A 23904-nucleotide genomic window follows, 5' to 3' on the forward strand; every position below is an offset into this window, starting at 1 on the left:
AACTAAATTCCCCCTTCAGGCTGAAATTTGATGGAGGATCCTGCGGCTGCTTTCAGTTCTACCAAAAGACCCGTGTCGTTTCGCTTTTCAGGCTCAATTGCGAAGGTGATTGAGTGATTACCCTTTGGCAGAGATATCGTATCGGTGATACCTTTACTTTCGCCATTTACCCAAAGTTGCAGTCCTTTCGTGTCATTTAAGTCCAGTATCAGTTGGCCGCCTACCTGAACATTGACAAACCCCTGTGCAAATACCCGTGACTTATCTCCCAGTTCAATAAATGGAAGTTCGCCATTCACCTGGCTATAGACAGTTGTCCAGTTGGAGATATTTGAGGGTAAGTCATTGCTCGTTGCCGGAGCGGTATGCCACTTGCGAATAAAAGGACGTTCAGTGTTTGCATACGGTCCAGGTTGTCCAAGCAAGGACAGAAATTTGGCTAGATCTAGAAACTCCTGTCGGCTATTTAATTGGTCTGCCAAACCTGCTGGCATAAGGGACGGCATCAGGGTGCGCTGAGCAATATTTGCCACCGGAAGAGCAATTTCTTTTCCTCCTTGAGCCGAATCCTGTATGATCACTTCCTGTTCATTTTGAAAACTGATTACTCCCATATGGTTGGTTCCGTCCGTCATCGCAAACATGAGGTTTTCATAGTGCTCTGCAATGGATGCATTGGGCTCCAAGATGGCTTCGATCATATAGCTGGTTGAAGCTGCAGTACCAACCGCCACGAGATTGGGGCCGAGCGTAGGCCCGACGGAGCCGATACCATGACAGCTAATACAGGCGACTTCAGGTCTACGGAAAATCATTTCTCCACGAGCAGCGACTCCATAACGATCGACATCGAAAGTGAGTTTATCCCTGTCTTGTTTTAAAAGCAATGCACTCAATGCAGCCTTAGTGGGCTCCAAAAATAATTCCCAAAGCCTATTGGGTAGCTGACCTGTTTGACGATGAAAGGTAGCAACCGCTGACATGACCTTGGGATGAATCGCTACATCTGTCAGAGCGTCTGCTAGAATGCCGTCACCTCTTCGGATTTTCGTAAAACTCTGTACGAGCGCTACCGGATCAGCTTTTCCGGGATCTTCAGACAAGACAGAGGCAACCGCAACTTTTGCATCGTCCATGTCGGCTACAGCCAGCCCCGTCACGGCATGGTAGCGAGTTTCAATATCGCCAGATTCAGCTAAAGCTTTTAATTCATTTACGTATTGGGTCTGACCTAATTGAGCCAAGGAAACCGCAGCTGCTGAACGAACATTGGAGGAGCGACCTTTATCGTTTAGTGCATTTAATAAATCCTCACCTCCTTCTCGATATTGCCAACTGCCAAGGCTGGCAGCGACTCCGGCAGCGACCTCATCATTGGGATGAGTTAACTCCGATAATAAGTTTTGGAAATAGCGCCCCGGTTTCAAATTACCCTTGGCACCGATTTTCTGGAGTTCATTCAACATCCCTATCACAGCTTCGTCTGATGGTAGACCCCCTTTCCCAATTGCATTTACTAGAATGCGGATAAGCTTTGCGGTTGGATTCGCTGAAAATTGCTTTGCGACTTCATTAATCTCCGACGTCGAAGGATTAGACTCTCTGAGTAAGGAAATCAAGCGTTTGTCCAACCCGAGACCAGCGGACTGTTCGGCGAAGAGACGGTGTTTAGGATCAAAAAAGTTGAGTGAGTCATTTTCCAATGCAGGTATGTATTCCGATTCCAAGGCGGCCATAGTGGATGGTATGGCTGCATTGATAAATTTGTCTCGCTCGTGATTTAGTACATTCAATAAGGCCGGGAGGATATCTTCTTCAGGAATAAAGCCAGCGGAGAGAACGGCCTCCATGCGAGTGCGTGGAAAAGGATCATCCGCCAGTTTAGCAATCATGCCAACAGGATCAGAGAGTTGATCATGCCAATAACGAATCACACGAGCTCCAGCTGAACGGGCGTGAGGACTATCTGATTGGATAATCTTAGTCAGAATCATTTCACTGGCTCGTTCGACATTTTGACAGGCCCACATTGACTCAACTAATCCGTGAGCGTAATCAGGAGAATTTGAATTCAGTGATGAGGCCCAGTTTTCAACCGCAGCTAAAACCTGATCAGGATTGCGTTCGCTTAACTCTTTCCGAGCTTGATGCCTGGTCCAGGCCTCAGGACTTCCCAACTGGGAAACGAGTGAGTCTATCGTGGCACCATATAGCTTTGGCTTTTCTGCTAATGGTCGGTCCTTGTGAGTGATTCGCCATATCCGTCCATGCTCGTGGTCCCGACGAGGATCCCGAAAATCGTGCTGAGCATGATTAATGATCGAGTTATACCAATCCGCGACATAGATGGCTCCATCAGGACCGATCTTGCAATCCACTGGACGAAAATTTGGGTGTTTCGATGTCACCAACGGTTCCAGGACATTGGCCGAGTAACCGGCCCCATCTTCGATGAATTCGTAACGGATAATAGAACGGCTCTTAAATCGACAGGTCAGCAATTGCCCCTGCAATTCGTCGGGCAAGTGGGTTCCTGTGACCAGGTCACCCCCGCATTGTTTCTCCGTGCTAATAAGGGGTGCTACACGTGTATTCTCCTTAAAAGCACCCGAGCTTGGCGAAAGATACATGATGCGAGGATTATTAACCATAAATGATTGTCCCCATTTATCGAATACATGGCCCCAGGGATTTCCTCCAGTTCCTTTGACGAATACTTTCAGCTCTCCGGTCCTTGGGTTAAATTGATAGACCCCACCATTGTAGTTACGAACCAATCCATGCTGAGTTTCAACCTGAGCATGGAGAAAGATGCCTTCCTGAAAATAGATCCAACCACCGGGTCCACGTCGCCAGGCACTGATCGAGTGATGATTATCTTCAATGCCAAAACCGGTGAGGGCCAATTCCTTCACATCAGCGACATCATCACCGTCCGTATCTTTAAGAAAGTAAATGTCGGGTGACTGACCTACATAGCAACCGCCATTGGCCAGCTCGATCCCAGTGGGCAAATAAAGCCCGTCGGCAAAGACCGTAGATTTATCAGCCGCCCCATCATTATCAGTGTCTTCAAGAATGATAATTTTATCATTGGCTACATCCCCGGGTTTGATTTGTGGATACGCCCAGGAACAAGCGACCCATAACCGGCCACGCGAATCCCAAACCATATGAATTGGGTTCGCTAACATGGGATCAGCTGCAAAGAGGTTGATTTCGTAACCGTCCATCAACTCAAAGTTTTCCAGCTCCGACGCTGGATCATGGTTATTCAATAAATCGAGATCCGCGCCTTTTAGGTTTGCCGTCTTAATGCCTGAAGCTTGCTGGGCTAGGAGCACCGATGAGGACAGGGACAATATCAGCAAGATTGGAAAAAAGTGTGTCATAAAATCAGCCTCTAGTTTGTGAGTTTTTCATTGGGCAACACTTGCCAGTTTCTTGTCTTACGTTCCGTGCCACCACCCAGGCCTTTATCTTTTTGTTTGGTCAGTTTATTAAACGCTTTCACTTCTGCTGGCAGGGCTCGACCGCTACTGGAATTTCTCCGCTCCCCCACAATATGAACCTGGTTAAGCGCTTTCCAGCTGTAGACGAATTGGGTGTTTTTATCCACCACTGCTTCCCGGTATTCTTCGGTATCTCTGTGGGCAGGGGTTGAGTCAATCGGAACCCCCTGAGCCCATTGTTCATGGGTAGCTGTAACCACCGGCACTCCATCCACTACCAATGAGTATTCACCGGGTTCCAGGTTTTCAATCACCAGCGTGTCACGAAAGTCCTTTAGCAAGGCTGGCAGTTCACCTTCTTGTGGCGGAGGCACAAAGGGACTACTTCGTTCCTCAACCTGAAAGCTAAATTGATTTCCACGCAGAGAGAAATCGGATAGAGCGACACCGTTTGATTCCGTCTTCCCTGATTTAGCATCGATGCGCATACGCCACGGGGTTGCCCGCTTAGAGTCCATGGCCATCAGTTCCTTAAAGACCAGACTGCTTATGGCCCAGTAACCAAAGTCATTTGGATGAACTCCATTCGTGGTGAGCTGTGAGTTAGATTCATCGTCAAATAAGGTGCGTGTGGGTGTGTATAAATCGACAAAGGGAATTCCATGTTTTTGAGCTACCTCACCCATAGATTCGGTATATCGCTTTAAGTCCTTGTTTCGCTGCTTCCAATTGGGTGTTAGGGTTCCAAGGTTTTCGTAGGCAATGGGGGAAATTAGAATCAATCGAACCTCAGATTCGTCGTTGTACTGCTTTCCTTCATGGGATTGAATAAAGGCGATTAAATCAGATTTAAAATTTTCCAGTCCGGCCTCTCCTGCAAAGGATTCGAACATCCCAAAGCAGGCAATGATCACATCCGCTTGATGCTCGGTCAGCGTGGATTCCTCAGTCGGGAAATTCGTGGGTCGATCTCGAGTCGTTAGGGTGTCGCCTCCCCACCCCAGGTTACGCATTGAAATAGGATCTGCGGTAAACTCATTGAGTAATAAGGTTTCCAGGTAACCGTGATTACGCAATTGATCCGCGAAGGTATTGCCAACGATGGCGATGTGATCGCCTCCACGAATAGCAGCTGTGAGCTGATTTAAACCAATGAATAGTATTAATGCGCCGGACAGGATCATCCGAACCAATTGAGAGTGTTTCATTTTTTAGGTTTTTTATCCGCTCGCTCGATGTTCCAAGTAGTGAGTTTTGCATTCGCTTCCGGAAGAGGCTGATCGGTCATCCAGCAAACACTGTTGAGTAGCATTCGGTTAAACGACACTTCGGCGAAATCTGCCGGATGGCCGAAAGAGGTACCAAAAACTTTTCCGCCCCACTCATTTTCCCAGGCCCAGGCCACAATGTCCGCTTCCAAGGTACTGGTGATCAATGGTCCATATGCCTTTTGCAGCAAGCGGTTCTTACCTTCACCTGTTCCAGTCACGAGCGGAATACTTCCACTTTCCAAACGAGTTAAGTAAAGGGTTCCTTCGGATACCCAGTTCGTCTTGGTTACGTGGGTCATGATCGGATGCTTCAAGGCACGCTCAATAACACTGATATCCGTCACACTCGATTGATGCACAACATAAGGAGTCCCCAGCACGCGGCGACCAAAACCGTCATTCCATTCGAATCGCGGATGTTCCTTGGGGTATTTAAAGGAATGGTTGGCTGTCCTTAGTCCGATGACCGGTTTTCCTGAAGTAATGTAATCCTCAATGGGTTTCCACTCTTCATCGGGCAGTTTCAGGAATCGGCAAAAGAAAATCGCCACGTCTGCATCATACAAAGCATCAATTCCGGGCAGGACATTCGTTGTCTTTTTCTCCGGATCGCCCTCACCCATGACAACGGTCGTTCTAAAACCGAAACGCTCAAGCTCCTCGGCAAACACTGGCATGGTTAACTCAGGAGAATAGTGGAGCGTGCCAGCAACCAGCACGACATGGGGTTTATGATCAGCAGCTCGTAGACAAATTGACAACCAAGTCAAAACGACCACGGACAGGGTCAGCTTCAATAAGAATTTCATAGGGTAGAAGTTTATACCAAGCGTTCAATAATGGTAGCCTGTAAAAACGGGATGGGAATATTCAATGCAGGTAAGATTTGAGGCAATGGCCTAGGGTAATTAAGCAAATAACCAAACTGGTCGCAGTTGCCTGACAACACAAGTTGAAAGGTAGATGTCAGGTTCAACTAGACTATTGAATTGAATGTGATCAAACACGGCCTTGTGATGGTTCTTCAAAATTTAACATTTCCATAAAGACATTCAACGAATCCCGTTATAGGTATGAAATTTAATAAGCTAAATGACTGGTTAAGAGTCATCGCTGACTTGGGTATCCTAGTCGGCATCCTTCTGGTTCTGGTGCAGATGAATCAAAACGAAGATCTGATGCGTTCTCAGATAATGAATCAATACTATGATTCATACTCATCCTATGAGGCGTCATTTGCCGGGGAGAATCTACCTGCCATCTGGGAAAAGTCGTTGCTCGATCCTGAAAACCTAACCCTGGCAGAAATGCGGGCGCTGGAAGCGGTCACCTTTGCCCCGTTATTCCGTTGGATTAACCTTTATCGCTAAAGCGAGGCCGGAGTTTTGGGGAATATGGACTGGAAGGAAGAAGTAGAGATGGATGCAGCTTGGATTTTCAAGAGCCCCTATGCTCGCGCATGGTGGAAATACACCAGCGAAGGATTACGTAAAAGTGGTTATCTTACCGAAGAACTTTACCAAACGATTGAGACTGCTATTAATGACCCCAAGTCGAATGGCCCCAGAGAACAATTTGAAACCATTCAGGAAATCTTAAAACAGAGCAAAGCAGAGTAGACAATCCTGGCTCAAATTACTGATTTCCGTAAATCGGTGCTTTCCAGCCTTTGGGGAGTCGACCTTGCGGGCGAACACCGTGAGCGCCCGCCGGGATCGGGTGATCTTCGGGTTGGAGAAGCGGCAAATTGTCCGGCAGGTGTTTGATCTTAAAGTCCTTGTATTCAATCGTCATGACAGGACCTACATGAACTTGGACCGCCAATACACCTTCTAATGCGCGGCCCGCTTCATCAAAGTCGATCAGGTCCGCCGTTTTATGACCATCGATCCAGTGTTGATGATGATTACCTCGCACGAGCACACGGAAGTCATGCCACTCACCAGGAGCGAATTTTTTTACCGGCATTTTCTCAATGACCCACGGTTGGCCCTTGGTATCAATGATCACTTTCTCTCCTGTATGGGACAGTATGCGACGACCTTTTTCCTCATAAAGCATGCCGTTGTATTCCGGACGATCGGCCACCACATCACACTGATAGCCGGTAACGATATCCAAATCAAGATCTGGCCGTGATTGTCCACGATACTGGATACCGCTGTTTCCTCCGGCGCTGACTCGAACTTTAGCTCGAAGTTCAAAGTTTCGAATCGTCGAACCTTTCCAGGTGATAAAGCGGTTCATCTTCAATGATCCGTCCGTGGTACCCGTCAGTATACCTTTGCTGGCCGACCAATACTTTGGATCTCCGGTCCAATTACGGAACAAATTGTTAGAGATAAGCTGCACAAAACCATCCTTGCCTGGTTTAACCGTAACTGCCGCAGATGCTTCCGGATGCGGAACCGAGGAAAGCGTTCTCGCCGTCTTCGGAGCTCCCAAGGGACCTCCCAGCTCAGCTACACGGGTTGTCGTCCGATCCCGCATGGCAGACAGAATGTTAGCGTAAGCGGGATCACTGGCGAAATTGACTAATTCATCCGGGTCTTTCTCCAGGTCATGGAGGAACTCTTCGTTTTTGTCATCGATGTAACGCACATATTTGTAACGTTCATTGCGTAGCCCTTCAAAAGCAGGAATCCGTTGGCGTACTGCAAAATGTTCATGAAAGGATTCCTTCCGCCAATCACTGGGCGTCTTTCCTTCAACAATCGGCTTAAGACTGCTTCCCTGGTAGCGGCTAGGAATATCCGCGCCCGCCCACTCGAGAAACGTGGACGGCAAATCCAGGTTCAGAGCAATATCCTCTGATCGCTTTCCTCTCTGATTCGCTCCTACCCGTGGATCGTATACAATCAAAGGCACACGCAAAGATTCTTCATAGTGAGACCATTTACCAGCCAAACCACGATTGCCCATGTAGTAGCCATTGTCGGCTGAATAAACAATGATGGTATTCTCAGCTAGACCTGTTTCTTCAAGCGCCTCAATGAACCGCCCAATCGCACCATCGATGCCACTGACCATCCGGTAGTAAGCTCGGATATTCGTTTGGTATTTTTCCGGAGTATTCCAGCGCCAGAAAAACCGCTCACGGTTAATGGTGGTTTTTAAAAAGTCAGGTAGGCGATCAAAAATGTCCGGATCATCGAGTCGGGGTGGAGCAATCGTTATATCCTCATACATTCCATCCACCGCTCGCGGCCAGGGGAAATGACCGATGCCTGGTCGACGATCACCGTCTTCCGCATGACAGGCATTGAACCACATATTCAATGCGAATGGCTGCCCCTTGGGCTGATTTTGAATGAACTCAATACCACGATCGACGATCAACTCCGTTTCATGCCTCAACGATCCATCCGGCATCTCTTTGTAGAATGGGTTTCGTCCAATAGCTTCGAATTCGTCAAAGTGATCTTCCCGTTTATACCCCTTGGGCATTTTGGCGTGCCACTTGCCAAAGTAGCCAGTGCGATAACCATGCTCGCGAAGGATATCGGAATACAGCGTGTTTACCGCATCTGGACGCGCCAACTCAGGGTTTCCAGGCGTTCGGTAGCCTCGCCCAGTCAGACCGGTGAGGATAGTCGTTCGACTCACCCAACAGATGGAGTGGCTGACAAATGCATTTTGAAACAAGGTCCCCTCCTCTGCCAGTCGATCGATATGGGGTGTCTGGACAACCTCATTTCCGTAGCAGCCTAAGGTGCTAATGGTTTGGTCATCCGCAAAGAAGAAGACGATGTTTGGCTGTTCCTCAGCCATGAGGCGGAAGGACAGCAGCAATAAGGGTAACAACAGGAGCAGACGTTTCATATGATGCGGAAACGTAATAGGAAAAAAGTCAGCGGGGAAAGGGCAAAAATCTCCCTGCTAAACAAAGGATGCACTCACATTTCCGAATCCTGAGGATGTCACATCCACCTGCGTATTCTCACCTAACGGAATAGGCGGCCCAAAGGCTCCGGTAAGAATCAGCCCACCAGCTTTAAGCTGTTTATCCTGCTGACTCAATTGTTCAAGCAACCACCTCATCGCCGACAGAATATCATCAGGCCATTTCAGAGAGGCCCAGGAGTCCACCGTCTGACCATCATAAATCAATGCCAGATCCGTATTCAATTCCATCGTCGCTGCTTTCACGCCTGTTCCGCGAACCACACCGGCGTGAATGCAATTATTGGCAATAAGCTCACCTCCATTGGGAGCGGCGCTTCGTCTGACTAGATTATGGATTTCGATAACAGGAAAAATCTCTTCCACGGACTGAGCGATTGCTTCGGCCGATGTATCGGAAGGATCAATACTTCGACTAAGTCTAACCGCAAATTCCGTTTCAAAGGCTACGTTCGCATAGTCTTCTTTCTTAAGGATCACTCCATTCGAGTGTTGTTCAGACGACCAAAGGCGACCCCATACCGGATGAGACAAGCCAAGTCTCTTTTGGTTCGTTTCACAGACGCAGCCAATCTTGTAACCCACAACGCTTTCGCCTCGTGCTTCACGTAAATCTGCTACTGCTGTCTGTAAGCGCCACGCATCAGATAGCTCAAGATTCAGTCCATCAGCGAATGGAGTTCCCGGATTATGGGCATCGTAATCCAAGAGCATTTGTTTGGCTAAAGCGCTAATTGCTTCGTCTGAATGTATGGACATCTTATCAGATAAATATTTATATCGTAATAGTAGCATCGTGGTCATGACCAGTAGACCGGACAAGACCTTTCCAATTCTAGCAGAGTACCTGAAACGCTAACCAAGCTTACTTGCCAAGATAAGTAATGTAGGTGTAGTAGACGCCGTATTTGTCGTCTCCATCGATGAAGTCGTTGGTTAGAATCGTTTTTCCGGGCTCGAGGTTTACAACGAATACAGCTGCGTGGTCGTCGGGACCGATGGTGCTTTCAATGACTTGATTGGCGATCTCGATGCGGACTTTTTCTGGTGAGATTGTTTCGTAAGTAAACCAGTTCTTGGGATTTTTGCTGGGTATTCCGAGTATGGGTCCAGAACATTCTTTGGGCCAACGCATACATTCGATCCGGTAACGGCCTGCACGGGCTACGCGCAACGAGTGCTTGTTATTCAAGCTCTTCAATCCAGCTGATACCTGTTCGCATTTCCAATAACCGCGGTCTTCACCAATGGCATGCTGGACGGTCAGTTTCACCTCGTTTTGCGCCTTGTGCCCAATCACACTTACGGGAAATTCTTTGTATTCAGGATTCGACTTCGAGGCTTTGAGAAACTTGGCGTTGTCCGCTAATAGTGCCTTCACGATTTCGGGATGCTTCTGGGCGATATCGTTTTCCTGGGCTCGGTCTTGCTCGCTATCGTATAACTCAGTGCCGTTCACCAGGCGCCATTTGCCGCGTATGATACAAGTCTCGCTTTCATCCATGGGCGGACGCCAGTCCTGGCGACTATGGACGAAAACCGTTCTTTCCTTTAACGCTTTCTTTTCCTTCAAGAGCAATGGGGAAAAATCGACCCCATCGAATTGTGTTTTGCGTGGGACTTTCAAGTCACAGAGACCGGCCAGTGTAGGAATAAGATCTACATGCGAGGTCACTTCATTAATGTCCCAGCCACCATCAACCTTTCCATCTTTCCAGCGGATGAAGAATGGAACACGATGGCCTCCATCATAACGGCTTCCTTTCTTGCCACTAAGTCCCTGATTGTAGCCCACCTTCATCGTGGGATTGAAACCGTTCCCCGATCCGTTGTCCGTCATGAAGATCAAGATGGTATTGTCGGCCAGTCCAGACTTCTTCAAGTAAGCTTCCAGCTTTCCAAAGTTTTCGTCGATGTTGACGATCATTCCAAAGAACTCGGCACTGACTATTTTCCCGTCCTTCGCCAATTGCTTATAAGGTGCGGCGTATTTCTCTTCCACATACAAAGGTCCATGAGGAGCATTGGTGGGAATGTAAGCAAAGAACGGCTTATCCTTATTGTCATCGATAAACTTGATTGCTTCCTCGAACCAAATGTCAGTGCAATAACCTTCGAATTGCTGAGGCTCATTATTCACAAAGTAAGTATCATCAAAGTAGGTGTTACCCCAATAATCGGACAGTTCCCCCACTCCCCCAGCCTTGTGATTAATGGAAACATCAAACCCACAATCGGTCGGCCTGACTGGATAATTGTCACCCAGGTGCCACTTCCCGAATAATCCGGTCGTATATCCATTTTTCTGAAAAATTTCGGCTAAGGTCAGATTCTCTTCCGATAGAGCATCACGCCCCTTGTAGGTAGCCCAGGCACCGTTGTTGATCGGGTAACGGCCTGTCATCAAGGCGCCTCGGGTGGGTGTGCAAACCGGGCTCACATGGAAATCCGTCATACGAATAGAGTCTTGGTAGAATGTATCTAGATTCGGAGTTTTAAGCCAGGGATTGCCATGGGCACCAAGATCTCCAATTCCCTGATCATCCGTTAAGATAAGAATAACGTTGGGTCGCCCGAAACATAAATGGGCGAAACCGAAAAGGAAGAGTGCTAGCAGCAATGAACGATTCATAAGATTGAAAGGAAGTATCTGATATAGATGCATACCCAGAAACTCTGCCAAAGGTTAACAATCCTAACGTGATTAATAGAAAATAATACTAGCAGTGCAAAGCTTAAGGCTCCTGAGCCAATCCTTTAGGTGTTGATTTCCATTACCTGATAGACTGCATATCCAATACTCTCACCGAGGCACGTCATTCAATTTTCGATTTAAATCACGACGGCCTTCAAAAGGGACGATAAAATCACACCTTCATCGGCCATTGGAGTAAGTGCCATTTGTACGTCTGGTTTGGATTCTGCGGATCTCTTAAACTCCTCTTACTTCCTAGTACCCTATGAGTTTTATTCATCAAAAAGATATACAATTAATCACTCTCCATGAACAGAACCCCAAAGTAACCAAAAAGAATCCAAATATAATACTTCATCTTTCTTCTTTAGTTACAAAAGCATGTAGGTGACGACTATCCACGCCCTGCGGAATCACTCTCAACGTGCTACGTCCTTTGCTCAGTTCAACCGGATCGAAAGCGTAGCGCACCTTTGCCGTATCAACAGGCACAGTGGCGATTATCTTATTATCAATCCGCAACTCCACTGTGGTGGGACTATTCATCTGCTTGATCGTGAATGCGATTTGATAGGTGCCACTCTCTACAACCTTCAAACGCCATTCTCCTTCTTTTCTTCTGGCATCAATTTCTTTTAAATCCTGACTGGTAAGCACCACCTCAGGCTCAAAGGTCGTACCCACGTATATGGGTAGATCCATGGGCGTGACATCTCGCATTTCCTCAAGCCAGTTCTGATACCGTGAGTGCAAATCCTTGAGAACATCAGGATTGGAACTACTTACATTCTCCAAAGCAAAAGGATCATTGGCTAAATTAAATAATTCCCGGTTTCCTGAATTACCATTACTTACCAACTTCCATTGCTGGGTAACCACCGTGGCATTCTCCCAGGGCTCTGGTTGCTCACCTCGATGGGATTGCAGAATCACCGTTCGATCCTTGGGCTCACTCTTCTCACCTTTCAGGTAACTGAGCATTGAATGTCCATCAATTTGGAAACCGTCCGGTTTATCGATCTTACATAACTCAAGTATAGTGGGGAATATATCTACGTGGGCAGATAAGGCGTCCGAAACAGTGCCTGCAGGAAACCCCTTGGGCCAATGCGCCCAGAACGGGGAACGCACTCCCCCCTCCCAAGCGTTGCTTTTACGTCCCTTGAATCCTTTTACGTAACGGTAACCGTTAGGACCATTATCGCACATATAGATCACCACTGTGTTTTCGGTGAGCTCCATCATGTCTAATTCGCTAAACAACCGACCTACGTTTTCATCCAGATTGGAAACCATGGCATAGATGCGCGCCCTCGTATCCATATCATCCTTACCACTGATCGAGTGACCCGGTTCTTGCGGAAACTGGCTATTCTCAAGATTTAATCCTTTATAGTAGCTCAACCATTTCTCCGGCACATCATGGTAAGGGCTATGCGGTGTGTTACTCGCGATGTAAGCGAAGAAAGGTTTCTCTTTAGCCTTCGAGTCCTCGATAAAATCGATGGCTTCCGAGAAGTAAATATCAGCGCAATAACCTTCAGCCGTGTATTGCTCTCCATTTCGAAATAAAACTGGATTGGTATAGCGTTGATCTGCTCCCACAGGCTCAGAAGGTTGACCAAGACCGCCACCTCGATGATACACCGCCGTTTCGTAGCCCTGATCCATAGGCCGGTAAGGATAGTTGTCGCCCAAGTGCCATTTCCCAAACAGTCCCGTTGAGTAACCAGCCTCATTTAACACTTCAGCTATCGTGGTTTCCTCCGAGCTCATAATCGAACGGCCCTTAAACGTATCCGTCACACCTGTTCGGTAACTCCAACGTCCCGTCATGAGACTTGCACGAGTAGGTGAACAAACTGCATTCACATAAAACCGACTCATGCTGGCAGAGTTCCTTGCCATCTTGTCGATAAAGGGCGTTTGAACAATGGGATTTCCGTTGATCCCGAAATCTCCAATTCCCTGATCGTCCGACATGATCAGAATTACATTGGGAGGGGAATCCTGATTGGCTTGAACTTTCTCTGATGCTGAACAGCTCACACTTACCATAATTAAAGCTGTAAAAGCTACCAGGGGAGTTAATATATCTAAAAGTTTGTTTCGGTTCATGATCGTATCAATTCCTCTTTTACAGCCTACCACCTACGAGCTCTCTCCAAGACACCCTTCGCAACCATATTCTCAATTTCCTCTTCCGAATAACCAAGCTACTTACAGGAGTATATGATTCTTTTAATTTACTCCTTATACTCGAAGAGACGATTATTGGCTTTAGTGACTGAAGGAAAATCCGAAGGTATCGCTTGAGTGACTTTACCGGTTGCAGCCCACTCAGTGCCACGAAGAAAGGTGGTTATAAAACTTACCCCTTCCACTGCAGCGATATCGTGCCCCAGCGTTGTGTGAAATACTTTTCCTTTGCCGTAATCCAAAACCATTAGCATCGGCTCGTGACGATCCGTTGGCGCTTTCCCGGATACATCTTTACCTGTTGCAAGCACGGTCATATTTTCAGCGGGTCCACGAAGAGTGGCGTAACATTCATCTTCAGACGTAAGCCATTTTTTGGGTAGGCCTCGGCTGATTGGATGAGTTGAGTCGCGAAGAGTAATATGAAACTCATGTCGCGGTCCATGGCTTCCGGATTTGCCCGTAGAAGCTTTATCTCTTACTAATTTACCGTCATTATCGTAATAAATATGAATCCCACTTTCCCGATTTCTTCCTCCCCATCCACCAATGCCAATCATCTGATTGTATTCAGTCCATTGAGCGAATGAATTATTTGCTGCGTGCACCGCAACAAAGCCTCCACCGTTCTCTACGTAGTCTTCGAAGGCGCGCTGCGTTTTATCCGGCCAATCAGCTGCTTTCCATCCGAAGTTAGAAATAACAACATCGTAGTCTGCAAACGAAGGATCAAAGTCCGGATCCGCTTTAGGCTCCTTCAAGTCTTCGGTCATGCCTACCTTTGCAAGGGGCAGCCACTCCTTTTCTCGTTCAGCCTTCCAAGTGTAGCGAGAGCGTTCAATGTCGACTTCAAACAGGCCTGTCTCCTCCAAGTATTGCTTCATCATGATGGTCGATCTTGGCCAGACAGCATGATTATTTTGACCGTCTATGATCAAGGCCTTGATCTTAGCCTCGGCATTCGCAGCAAGAACAATAAGTGAAAGGATTAGAATGAAAAGGACTTTTAGTTTCATAGGATTGGTGGAGGTAAAATTTAATATTTGTTTGAGTACTAATTCATATCAATAAAAACCCAACGTCTTAATTTTAGAACACATCACCTGAACTAACAGGATTGTATTCCTTGGGCGGATATTTTGCCAATTCCTCGATATCTAGATCCGTCCCCCACCCGGGTCCAGCTGGAGTTATTCCATAACCATCTTCAACAACGATCGGATTTGTCAGCACTTCATTATAACGATCAAAGAATCGAAGAATCAATTCCTGCATAAAACAGTTATTGATTACCATATCCAGATGAAGGCTCGCCACGGTTGATATGGGGCCATTCGAATTGTGAGGTGCCATGGTCACGTAATAAGTCTCAGCCATCGCGGCAATTTTCTTGAGGTCAGAAAGGCCTCCAGCGTGGCAAATATCAGGTTGAATAATATCAACTGCATTTTTCTCTAAAACTTCCCTGAATTCCCATCGTGTGTAGAGACGTTCACCCACGGCAATGGGAACCCGTGCTTCTCGTGCTAATTCAACCAGGGTCGTTGAATTATCATACAATATGGGCTCCTCCATGAACATGATGTCCAAGGGCTCAAGTTTTTGCGCTACTCGGCGAGCACCCCAGATGTTCAGAGCATTCCGAATATCCACTCCAATTTCAATATTGGGTCCCACAGCCTCTCTTACCGCAGCCACACGATCTACGCCCAATTGCATTCGCTCAGGGGTAATCGCTTGTGGTCCACCGAAAGGATACAATTTCAACGCTTTATAACCTTTAGCGACCGTTGCTTTGGCATCCCGAGCTAGCTCCACAGGTCGGCTTCCATTGAACCAGCCATTGGCATAGAGTTTTACCTTATCTCGAACTTTGCCTCCCATCAAATCATAAACCGGTACACCCAATGCTTTTCCCTTAATATCGCATAAGGCTAAGTCGATAGCGCTGATGGCACTCATCGTGACCGCTCCACCAGTCCAAGTTACTCGGCGATGAAGCGAGGTCCAAATCTGCTCGATCTGAAATGGATCCTGGCCAATCAGATATTTCTTAAAGGATTCGATCTCTGCCATGACGCCGTGGTCTTTTTCCTGGAGACTGGCTTCGCCCCATCCGTAGATACCGGAATCCGTGGTAATCTTTAAAAAAATCCAATTCCATCCGCCGTCACGCGGAGGCGCTGACCTTACCATTTCCAGACCGGTGATCTTCATACCACTGTTATTCGCAGGAGCAGCGTGACTATTGGTATGAAGCGCAGGCGCCAATGCCATGGCTCCTGAAATGAGCGCTGATTTTTCAAGAAATCTTCGTCTTGAATAGGGGTTAGAGGTATTTTTGTTCATGATCGAAAAGAACTGTTCTGTTAGTCTGCTTTGGCCTGAGACGTAAGTATGAGAAGTCCCCAATACTTCACGCGGTTGTTGGGATCTCCTTGGGTCCACTTTCCAGCCCACCAGGTTTCATGATGAAGTCGACCGTCGGGAGATTTATCCTGACCATCTACATCGCCGATGGAAAGGTTGAATCCAATCACTGCGTCGGGTTGGTCTGCTGACCAAAAGACGCCGTCTTGGATTTCCATACCACCTTCCAGTCGGATAAGAACTTCAACGGTATAACGGTTTTCACTGTCCAATCGTTGTGTTCGCGTTTCAATAATATCTTCAAGGATCCAACGTTTGTTGTTTTCAAAATTTTCTACCGTTCGTCCTGGACCATGTGGCAACATGCCAGGCACCCCTACTCCGCCTTCGAGTGATTTGGTCAGGTTGTAAATGATCTGTATTCCACGACCATCACCCGTCACATCGTTAACCGGTACCTGTAAATCCATCAGTTGGGTGTAGAGTAGTATTTCAATCATATCTCCAAACCAGGGTCGACCACGTTCCCGCTCTCCAATCACATGGGCATTCGGATCCTGGGGTGGCAACCAGCGATCCGTTTGGATTCCGTAGAATAAGTCATCTATGATATCGAAGGCCAGATAGAGATATTCACCATCGTGTTTCACCCAACCCTCAAAGTAGAGATCCTCTTTAGATTCTATCTCCTGTGGCATAGACTCTATCCAATCTTGAGTCCAGGTGAAGTGAGATGCATCGGCATATTCTTCGGCCTCAACGCGACCATCAAAGTTGGGAGAACTCCCCTGCCATGCCACCATGTTTACTGGAAACACGGCATTGGTTTTTTCAGCGACTGCAATAACCTCACGGCTATTTAATAAATCATACGGATCCTCATGAGAAGGATTCCTACACCCGGAGAATACGGGCAAAACAATTAGCCAGGAATACAACGCAATTTGTTTTGTTCGTTCTAACTTCGAGTGCGTTGACATCATTCACACTCAAACAAACTCCCTGACCGGGAGCAAGCTCCTCTCCTACAAGTTTTTTCCACCAATTACTGGTTACGGATTACTGATAACTTGAGGAAGGAATCAATGCTTCAGGCTAGTAACTCAGGAATTACTTGTCCGCCAAACTGGGAAAGCTGTTTATATCGACCTCCATGGAAATAAGTCAGCTTATTATCTTCTAAGCCTAGTAAATGTAGCAAGGTAACATGCAAATCACGAATGGGGTGAACCACATCCACAGCTGAATTACCCAGTTCATCGGTAGCGCCAACGATGGCACCTTTTTTCACACCTCCACCTGCTAGAAGCATGGTCATGGCATTCGGGTTGTGATCGCGTCCGAGAGAATAAACACCTCCCCGTTTGTTATTATCGACCGTTCTACCAAACTCACCGGTCCAAATCACCAAGGTGTCTTCGAGCATACCCCGTTGTTTGAGATCCTTGATTAAACCAGCCATCCCTTTATCAACACTACGGATACGAGAACTATGACCTTCTTCCAAGTAGTCGTGACTGTCCCAACCGCCAGAAAAAATTTGCACAAAGCGCACACCTTGCTCAACTAATTTACGTGCCATCAGACACTGGCGACCGAACACTTCAGTCTCCTTCTCTCCCATGCCATACATGTCGCGGATATGCTGTGGCTCCTTCGACAGGTCCATGATTTCTGGAACTTCCATCTGCATCCGATAAGCCAACTCATAACTTTCCATGCGTGCATCCAGAGCGGCGTGCTCGGGATGGTTTTTAGCATGTAGGTCATTGAGAAATGAAAGCTCGTCAATTGTGCGACGTTGGTGAGCACGGTTTTTATTGGACTGAGACTTCAAGTCCAGGATGGGTGAACCTTCTGGACGTAAACGAGTACCTTGGTAATGCGCCGGTAGAAAACCATTGGACCAGTTGCCAGCACCACCCTGCGGCATGGCCAATTCGGTCATAACCACATAACCAGGAAGGTTCTGGTTCACCGAGCCAAGACCATAGGTAGTCCAAGCACCCAGTGAGGGGTCAGCGCCAAGGCGACTGCCCGTATTCATGTGGAAGAGCGCTTCCGGGTGATTGACGGATTCGGCCTGACAACCCCGATAGTTACAGAGCTCATCTGCCACCTCAGGGTCAGCCATGTATTTCCATTGATCACTCATTTCGATACCGGATTGGCCGACTTTACGTGATTGGAATGGGCTCCCGACAAAAAACTTAAATGGATCGCCCTCTTTTGCCAACGTAGACTCGGATTTGTGCAATCGCTGCAACTCCGGTTTGGGATCGAAGGTATCCATATGACCAGGACCACCTTCCATAAAGAGCATGATAACACGCTTAGCCTTGGCAGGAAACATCTGTGACTTTGGGGCAAGGGGTCCAGCTTTTGGCAGGATGTTATCAGCCGCAAACATATCGGTCATAGCTAGCGATCCAATGGAGGCACCAAGGCCACAAAGGAAGTTGCGCCGCGACATCGGCGTGGAAGTAGGACGTGAACAAATGGGTGATTTCATGGCAACAAAAGGAGAAGGAGATTAATAAACGTAAACAAATTCGTGACTGTTAAACAAGACCAGGCAGAGGTCGGCGAGTGCTCGGGTTTCAGGACTCACATCCGCCGCTTTCGTGTCAGGTGTGTAATCTTCAAAGGCGGGCAGGATTTCGTTATACTCAAATGGTTTTCCAGAAAACTCTTCTACCAAGGATCGTGTGATCTCAGGTGGATAATCCATTGGATCCGGCTCAAACTTTTGATGGTAGACACGCATGTCTTCAATGTAATCCACCATGCGGTTCATTTCCTTGCGGTTTGGCTTTCGCCCAAGCGCATATTCAAAGGCCTTGGTGATTTGTGTATTTAAGCGCTTACTCTCATTTTCAAGACGAACAGCCAATGCGATTGAACGATCCGTTACGACATCACTATTCATCAAGGTAAATGCTTGAGGAGAAACAGAAACCGAATCTCGCATTTCACAAGAGTCATTCGGGTTCGGCTGATTAAACAACTCAAGGAATGGGTCAGCCTGACCACGAACTCGATACGCGTAAATGCTGCGACGATTGCGTTGTTCAGGTGATTTCGATGGTTGGTAGGCTGGAGCAATGGAGAACTGTATCATACGAGGTTGCAACGCCACCTCCATATTGATTTCCGGGGCGATCGGTAGACCGCCCATCTCTGTATTGAGCTCACCGGTAATGGCTAGCATACCATCCCGTAATTCTTCAGCAGTCAAACGACGAGGCTCATAGATAGCCAGCAGGTGATTATTAGGATCAACTTCACGTAACTTCTCGAGTTTTAAATGTCCAGTACCCTGTTGATAGGTATCGGACATCATTATCAGTTTATGAAGCCGTTTGATCTTCCAACCCCCTTCAACCAATTCTGATGCCAAGTAATCGAGTATTTGTGGGTGAGTCGGTTTGCCGCCTTTGGCGCCAAAGTTATTGGGATTGCCCGCAATGGGTTTTCCAAAGTGTCCTTGCCAAATACGATTAACGATGGCTCGGGTAGTCAGTTGATTACTGGGGTTAGCTACCCACTTGGCAAAAGTCAGACGACGACCGTCGAAGTTTTCTGGCATTACATAGGGGTCTTCAGCAGATTCATTAACCGGCAAGCCCAATGCACTCAAGACACCAGGAACAACTTTGTCTCCGGGCGCAGCCACGGAACCCCCCATAAGGATGTGCGTATCCATACTGACCTTGGGATTATCTTCACGCATGCGCAGCTTACGTGCATTCATAGCCAGGAAGTCAGTGCCATTGTAGACCCCTTGAATCATCGGCTCATAACGTTCCTTGCGGCGATTCCAGATCCAATCATCTTGTTCGCGGACTTTCAAACGACCCTCATCGACATAATCCAAACCAATGTCCCGCGGAGGCTTCACATCGTCATCCAACTCTTTGCGATCGGCATGATTTATGTATTCCAAGCCTCGTTCAGCGAACCATGCTTTAGCTGCAGTTTCACGTTTTGTGTGCAGTGCATTCATGCGGTCGGCAGCGTAAGTATGCAGGCGCTCAACCATCTCTTTGCCTTCTTCCATGCCCGCCATATTCTCTTTTTCACTGAATTCGACTGGACGTTCTGCAAGCTGTGTAGCAGCAAAGGTCGCATACATCCGGTAATAGTCTTTGGTCGGTATAGGATCAAATTTGTGATCGTGGCATTTTAAGCACCGCATGGTGGTTGCAAGAAAGGTCTGGCCTACAGAATTTACCACATCATCTAGATAAATCTGCCTGCGCTCATTGTTGGGAACCATAGCTGTATCGAAAGCTCCCATACGAAGAAACCCCGTGGCGACCATCCATTCTATTTCCTCGTCTGTGTAAGTTCCTGCCTGATGTACCTTCGCAATAGCTTCCTTGTCTCCTGCCAGACGCTTGGCTACCGATTCATTGGCCATTTCATCCCCGGCTAATTGCTCAAGTATAAATTGGTCATAAGGTTTGTCTTCATTGAAAGCACGAATGACATAGTCACGGTATCTCCAGGCATTCGATTTCTCATAATCATTAGACATGCCCCCGGTGTCGGAATAACGTGCAACGTCCAACCAGTGCTGGCCCCAACGCTCACCATAGCGAGGACTCTCTAATAAACGATCGATCAATTCTTCCCAGGCCTTCTTAGAATTTTTTCTGTCAGCCGATACAAATGCGCGAACCTCTTCCGGGGTCGGCGGCAATCCAGTCAGATCAAATGTGGCACGGCGAATGCGCGTCAAAGCATCCGCCTTCCTCGCGGGTTTAAAACCGGCAGCATTCAGTTTAGCTACTACGAATTCATCAATGGCATCTCGTTCATCTATCAGCTCCGGTGTTTCAACCGGCATGAATGCCCACATCTCTTCTTTGTTGTAACGACGGTAGGTCCATTCATCACCTAAACCACCCGAGGTTGGCATAATGATACCATCTTCGTTTTCCAATACCAGCTTTTCAGCCTGACGAATTTCAGCCTGACGCTCTTCACTCGTCCAAGGAGCACCTGCATTGATCCAGGTTTCAAAGTCCTCCAGTTGCTCTGCGGTTAAACGGTCGTTTTCCTTCGGAGGCATTTCATAATCAGGATCCTCCCATCTCATAGCCGCCATCATGAAGCTGGCGTCTGCATCACCGGGAACAAGTACATCGCCAAAGCCATCACCGCCTAGAAGCAGGTCATCTAAAGTGTGCATGATCAAGCCACCTTCAATCTCATCAGGATCGTCGCCATGACAGCCAAAGCACTTTTGAGACATCACCGGCAATACTTTTAAGGTAAACAAGCGATCGATGTCATCAGCTTCGTTGTTTTGACCAACTACAACGGTCGAAGAGAGCGCTGCCAGGAGTGCAGCAATACGGGTAGGACATTTAAAAATGGAAGACATGGTAATATTTAAAGTGATAATAAGATGAATTTAAGGGCGCCCTTTTTCATACAGCTCAGCAATTTCCTGAGCACTCAAAGCTTGGGTGAAGATGGCAAATTCATCGATTGCACCGTTCAGATTGCGGAGAGCGAAGTAGGAATCATCTCGTGTGGGTTCATTCCAATTACCGATCGATGCGGCACCAATCTTCACCGTGTCGACCCGGTATTCTTCATCGATGTGATCCTGGCTGATAGCCACCCCGTTCACATAGTGGGTGGTTGTCCAGTTTTCGATATCGTAGACGGTGGCGATCTGAAACCACTGTCCGCTTTTGGAGGGATCCCAGAATGAAGGCGAGTAAGCGATATGCTTGTCCTCAAAAACCTCATCCCTCTCACGGCGTTTTACAGAAAAGAACAAACGCCCATCGTTCATGATTTGCCAGTGTGGCTCATTGAGTTCGTGTCCGTCAGTAAGAAAGAGTGAGTTATACCAACGATCCAAACTGTCGATACGTGCCCAGCAATAAAACGTTAAGGAGTTATGCTCTCCTGGAATGGATACTCGCACACGACTACCAGCTGGACTGAAATTGAGTGCACTGCCCGCTTGTCCCCAGCGGTCGGATACGCGACGAGCACGAACGACTGTTCCGTTTAATCCTGACTGAGCATCATCTGTCAGCATCCGGCCAGAGGCATTCGAACTATTCACAGGATAAAAAGCCAACGAACGTAGATCCTGAGCTATGTGATCACTCTTTTCGCGCCACGCCTGTTCTCTAATTTGTTTTTGATGGAGAAAGTGCTGGTCGAAATCTTCCATATCCGGATAACGACTGGGGCTGATCTCAACCTGATTTGACCCGCCCGAATCATCCCAGCGCATCGACTGACCATCCGTCAATGTGTGGACTTCTTTAGAGTTTGTATGCCATTCGATCTCCCCTTGCAGAACGTGCATTTCCGCTTGGTCGTCATTTACCTCCAAGGCAAACTCGGTACCGAGATCAATGACTTTTCCGGAAGAAGTGGATACTTTAAACCCTTTGGCAGCTTCGGGAACTAGCGCTCTTACCCGTCCTTTTGAAACGGTCATTTCCATGGGCGATAGCACTTCAAATTCAGTCTCGCCTTCTACCAAAACCATAACGCCACTAAAGAATTCCAACTGAGCGATTCCGGACTGCAGTTTCATAGGGCCTTCAGGAATCAAGTCTCCCCGTTGCCAATTCTCTTCGCCCGACCAATTTGCATCTGAATAATCAGCCAAAATGGCAAACCCACGGGCGATCGGTTCTGAAACCGCGACCTCAGTCACAGATTCTTTCTGCCCAAATTGCCAGCTCGTGTAAGCAACAGCTACCAAGAGAATAATTGCAGCAACGGCACCCAACCATTGAGAATGCTGTCTCCAAAAAGATACCTTAACTACTTCGTTCTGGCTTCCTAGGCGTTCGGACTCATCTACCAAAGCGCTATGCAGCTTGAGGCGATCATAGTAAAGTTGGCGGGTATCAGCGTTGACCCGCATCTCTGCTTCTATGCGCAGGAAGTCCGCTTCCGTGATGGATCCATCCAGTAGCTCGTCGATCAATTGCAATTGTTCGTCCTGATTCATGCTCCAGACTCTCCTTCCATGCTAAGCTGCTTTTTTATGCAGCGTTGCAGATTGTTGCGAATACGGTGCAAGGTAACCTTCAGGACTCCCACACTGCGGCCGACCACTGAGGAATAACCCTCGAGAGTCGTTTTTTCAAAATAGCGTTGATGAAGGAGCTCGCGGTGGTTGGGACGCAGCTTGCTTACACACTTGCGGAGTGCGTGCTGGTGATCGGAAAGATTATCGAGTTGCGAAGGAATTTCCTCGGAAATGGTTTCTTCCAGCTCGTCACAGAAAACCAGACGGGCATTTTTAGATTGCTTATAGCGGTATTTGCGCACCTGAAAACGGGCGATACTGAAGCTCCAGGCCTTGAAATGGGTGCCCAGTTCGAAATCCGCCCGTTTATCCCAAATAATCGTGTTGGTCTCCTGAACGACATCGTCAGAGGAGATATCTCCGGGCATCAGGGACTCCACATACAGGCGAATAGCCTGCTGATGTTGGGTCAACAGAGTGACAATCTCTGAGTCGTGATTGGCAGAAGACATTGGGAGAAAACTATTCGGATATCCCTAATTGCGGGAAAAGGTTAACAAAGTTGTTTTAATTTATGCAAAAAAATCCAAATCCCAACCAAAATCAGGTCTGACGAAGCTATAACCCCGCTCGATTGGCAATCGCTTCCAGATCCAGTTTTCGGATCCAGGGTTCTAAATTCACCCAAATTCCGTGAAATCCGTATCCTGCATCCGAATCATGATGCCCGACCCGATACCTTGGCGGTGATAGTCGGGATGAACGACCATATGCGGATAGTAAACCAACAGATGTCCATCCGAGATCGCGTTTCCCAGACCGACCAGCATTCCATCGACTCGAGCCGTCACCAATGAGTGCGAACCTCGGAGAGCTTTCATCAGCCGCTCGGATTTCTCGACTGAAGACCAGTTATTGGCCTCATATAGTTCTATGACCGCCGTGCTTTCAATGGAGTCATTCAATTGGTAGGCGACGTTCATTGATAGAACAGCG

17 protein-coding genes are annotated in these 23904 nt (G+C 47.6%); 2 read left to right on the top strand and 15 right to left on the bottom strand.

Features of this window, described 5'->3' with window-relative positions:
* Positions 1–2: 2 nt before the first annotated feature.
* From GA003_09170 to GA003_09180, 3 genes are read right to left on the bottom strand one after another with little or no spacing between them, the layout of a single operon-like run.
* Complete coding sequence (locus GA003_09170; GenBank protein ID QXD30101.1) at positions 3–3392, bottom strand: HEAT repeat domain-containing protein; 3390 nt, start codon at positions 3390–3392, stop codon at positions 3–5.
* 11 nt (positions 3393–3403) lie between these two features.
* Entirely contained in the window at positions 3404–4660 is a 1257-nt protein-coding gene (locus GA003_09175; GenBank protein QXD30102.1) for an SGNH/GDSL hydrolase family protein, read from the bottom strand.
* On the bottom strand, positions 4657–5532 hold the full coding sequence (locus GA003_09180) for a ThuA domain-containing protein (protein QXD30103.1): 876 nt from the start codon (positions 5530–5532) through the stop codon (positions 4657–4659). Before GA003_09180 ends, GA003_09175 begins: the two co-directional genes overlap by 4 nt.
* 264 nt (positions 5533–5796) lie before the next feature.
* Between GA003_09180 and GA003_09185 the strand changes: the two genes are divergently transcribed.
* Positions 5797–6093 (top strand): hypothetical protein, encoded by a 297-nt coding sequence (locus GA003_09185; GenBank protein QXD30104.1) that lies wholly within the window; start codon positions 5797–5799, stop codon positions 6091–6093.
* A gap of 24 nt (positions 6094–6117) precedes the next feature.
* A complete protein-coding gene (locus GA003_09190; protein ID QXD30105.1) occupies positions 6118–6342 on the top strand; it encodes a hypothetical protein in 225 nt (74 codons plus the stop codon).
* Positions 6343–6358: 16 nt separating this feature from the next.
* On the opposite strand, the gene GA003_09195 is transcribed toward GA003_09190, so the two are convergent.
* From GA003_09195 to GA003_09250, 12 genes are all read right to left on the bottom strand, one after another.
* Positions 6359–8545: a sulfatase-like hydrolase/transferase gene (locus tag GA003_09195; protein ID QXD30106.1), complete on the bottom strand. Its 2187-nt coding sequence runs from the start codon at positions 8543–8545 to the stop codon at positions 6359–6361.
* 57 nt (positions 8546–8602) lie between these two features.
* On the bottom strand, positions 8603–9385 hold the full coding sequence (locus tag GA003_09200) for a hypothetical protein (protein QXD30107.1): 783 nt from the start codon (positions 9383–9385) through the stop codon (positions 8603–8605).
* Positions 9386–9491: 106 nt separating this feature from the next.
* Positions 9492–11258: an arylsulfatase gene (locus GA003_09205; GenBank protein QXD30108.1), complete on the bottom strand. Its 1767-nt coding sequence runs from the start codon at positions 11256–11258 to the stop codon at positions 9492–9494.
* 417 nt (positions 11259–11675) lie between these two features.
* Positions 11676–13439 (bottom strand): arylsulfatase, encoded by a 1764-nt coding sequence (locus GA003_09210; protein QXD30109.1) that lies wholly within the window; start codon positions 13437–13439, stop codon positions 11676–11678.
* A 128-nt stretch (positions 13440–13567) separates the two neighbouring features.
* Positions 13568–14536 carry a ThuA domain-containing protein gene (locus GA003_09215; protein ID QXD30110.1) on the bottom strand — a complete coding sequence of 323 codons (969 nt, stop codon included), beginning with the start codon at positions 14534–14536 and terminating at the stop codon, positions 13568–13570.
* Between the two features lie 73 nt (positions 14537–14609).
* Complete coding sequence (gene dgoD / locus GA003_09220) at positions 14610–15869, bottom strand: galactonate dehydratase (protein QXD30111.1); 1260 nt, start codon at positions 15867–15869, stop codon at positions 14610–14612.
* Between the two features lie 20 nt (positions 15870–15889).
* On the bottom strand, positions 15890–16828 hold the full coding sequence (locus GA003_09225; GenBank protein QXD30112.1) for a hypothetical protein: 939 nt from the start codon (positions 16826–16828) through the stop codon (positions 15890–15892).
* Between the two features lie 152 nt (positions 16829–16980).
* Positions 16981–18402, bottom strand: a complete 1422-nt coding sequence (locus GA003_09230; GenBank protein QXD30113.1) for a DUF1501 domain-containing protein — start codon at positions 18400–18402, stop codon at positions 16981–16983.
* 21 nt (positions 18403–18423) lie between these two features.
* Positions 18424–21282 (bottom strand): PSD1 and planctomycete cytochrome C domain-containing protein, encoded by a 2859-nt coding sequence (locus GA003_09235; GenBank protein ID QXD30114.1) that lies wholly within the window; start codon positions 21280–21282, stop codon positions 18424–18426.
* A gap of 30 nt (positions 21283–21312) precedes the next feature.
* On the bottom strand, positions 21313–22887 hold the full coding sequence (locus GA003_09240; GenBank protein QXD30115.1) for a FecR domain-containing protein: 1575 nt from the start codon (positions 22885–22887) through the stop codon (positions 21313–21315).
* Positions 22884–23420: a sigma-70 family RNA polymerase sigma factor gene (locus GA003_09245; protein QXD30116.1), complete on the bottom strand. Its 537-nt coding sequence runs from the start codon at positions 23418–23420 to the stop codon at positions 22884–22886. Before GA003_09245 ends, GA003_09240 begins: the two co-directional genes overlap by 4 nt.
* 168 nt (positions 23421–23588) lie before the next feature.
* A complete protein-coding gene (locus GA003_09250; protein ID QXD30117.1) occupies positions 23589–23891 on the bottom strand; it encodes a GNAT family N-acetyltransferase in 303 nt (100 codons plus the stop codon).
* Between the last annotated feature and the right edge of the window lie 13 nt (positions 23892–23904).

The organism is Opitutia bacterium ISCC 52 (assembly GCA_014529675.2).
Classification (GTDB): domain Bacteria; phylum Verrucomicrobiota; class Verrucomicrobiia; order Opitutales; family UBA2995; genus UBA2995.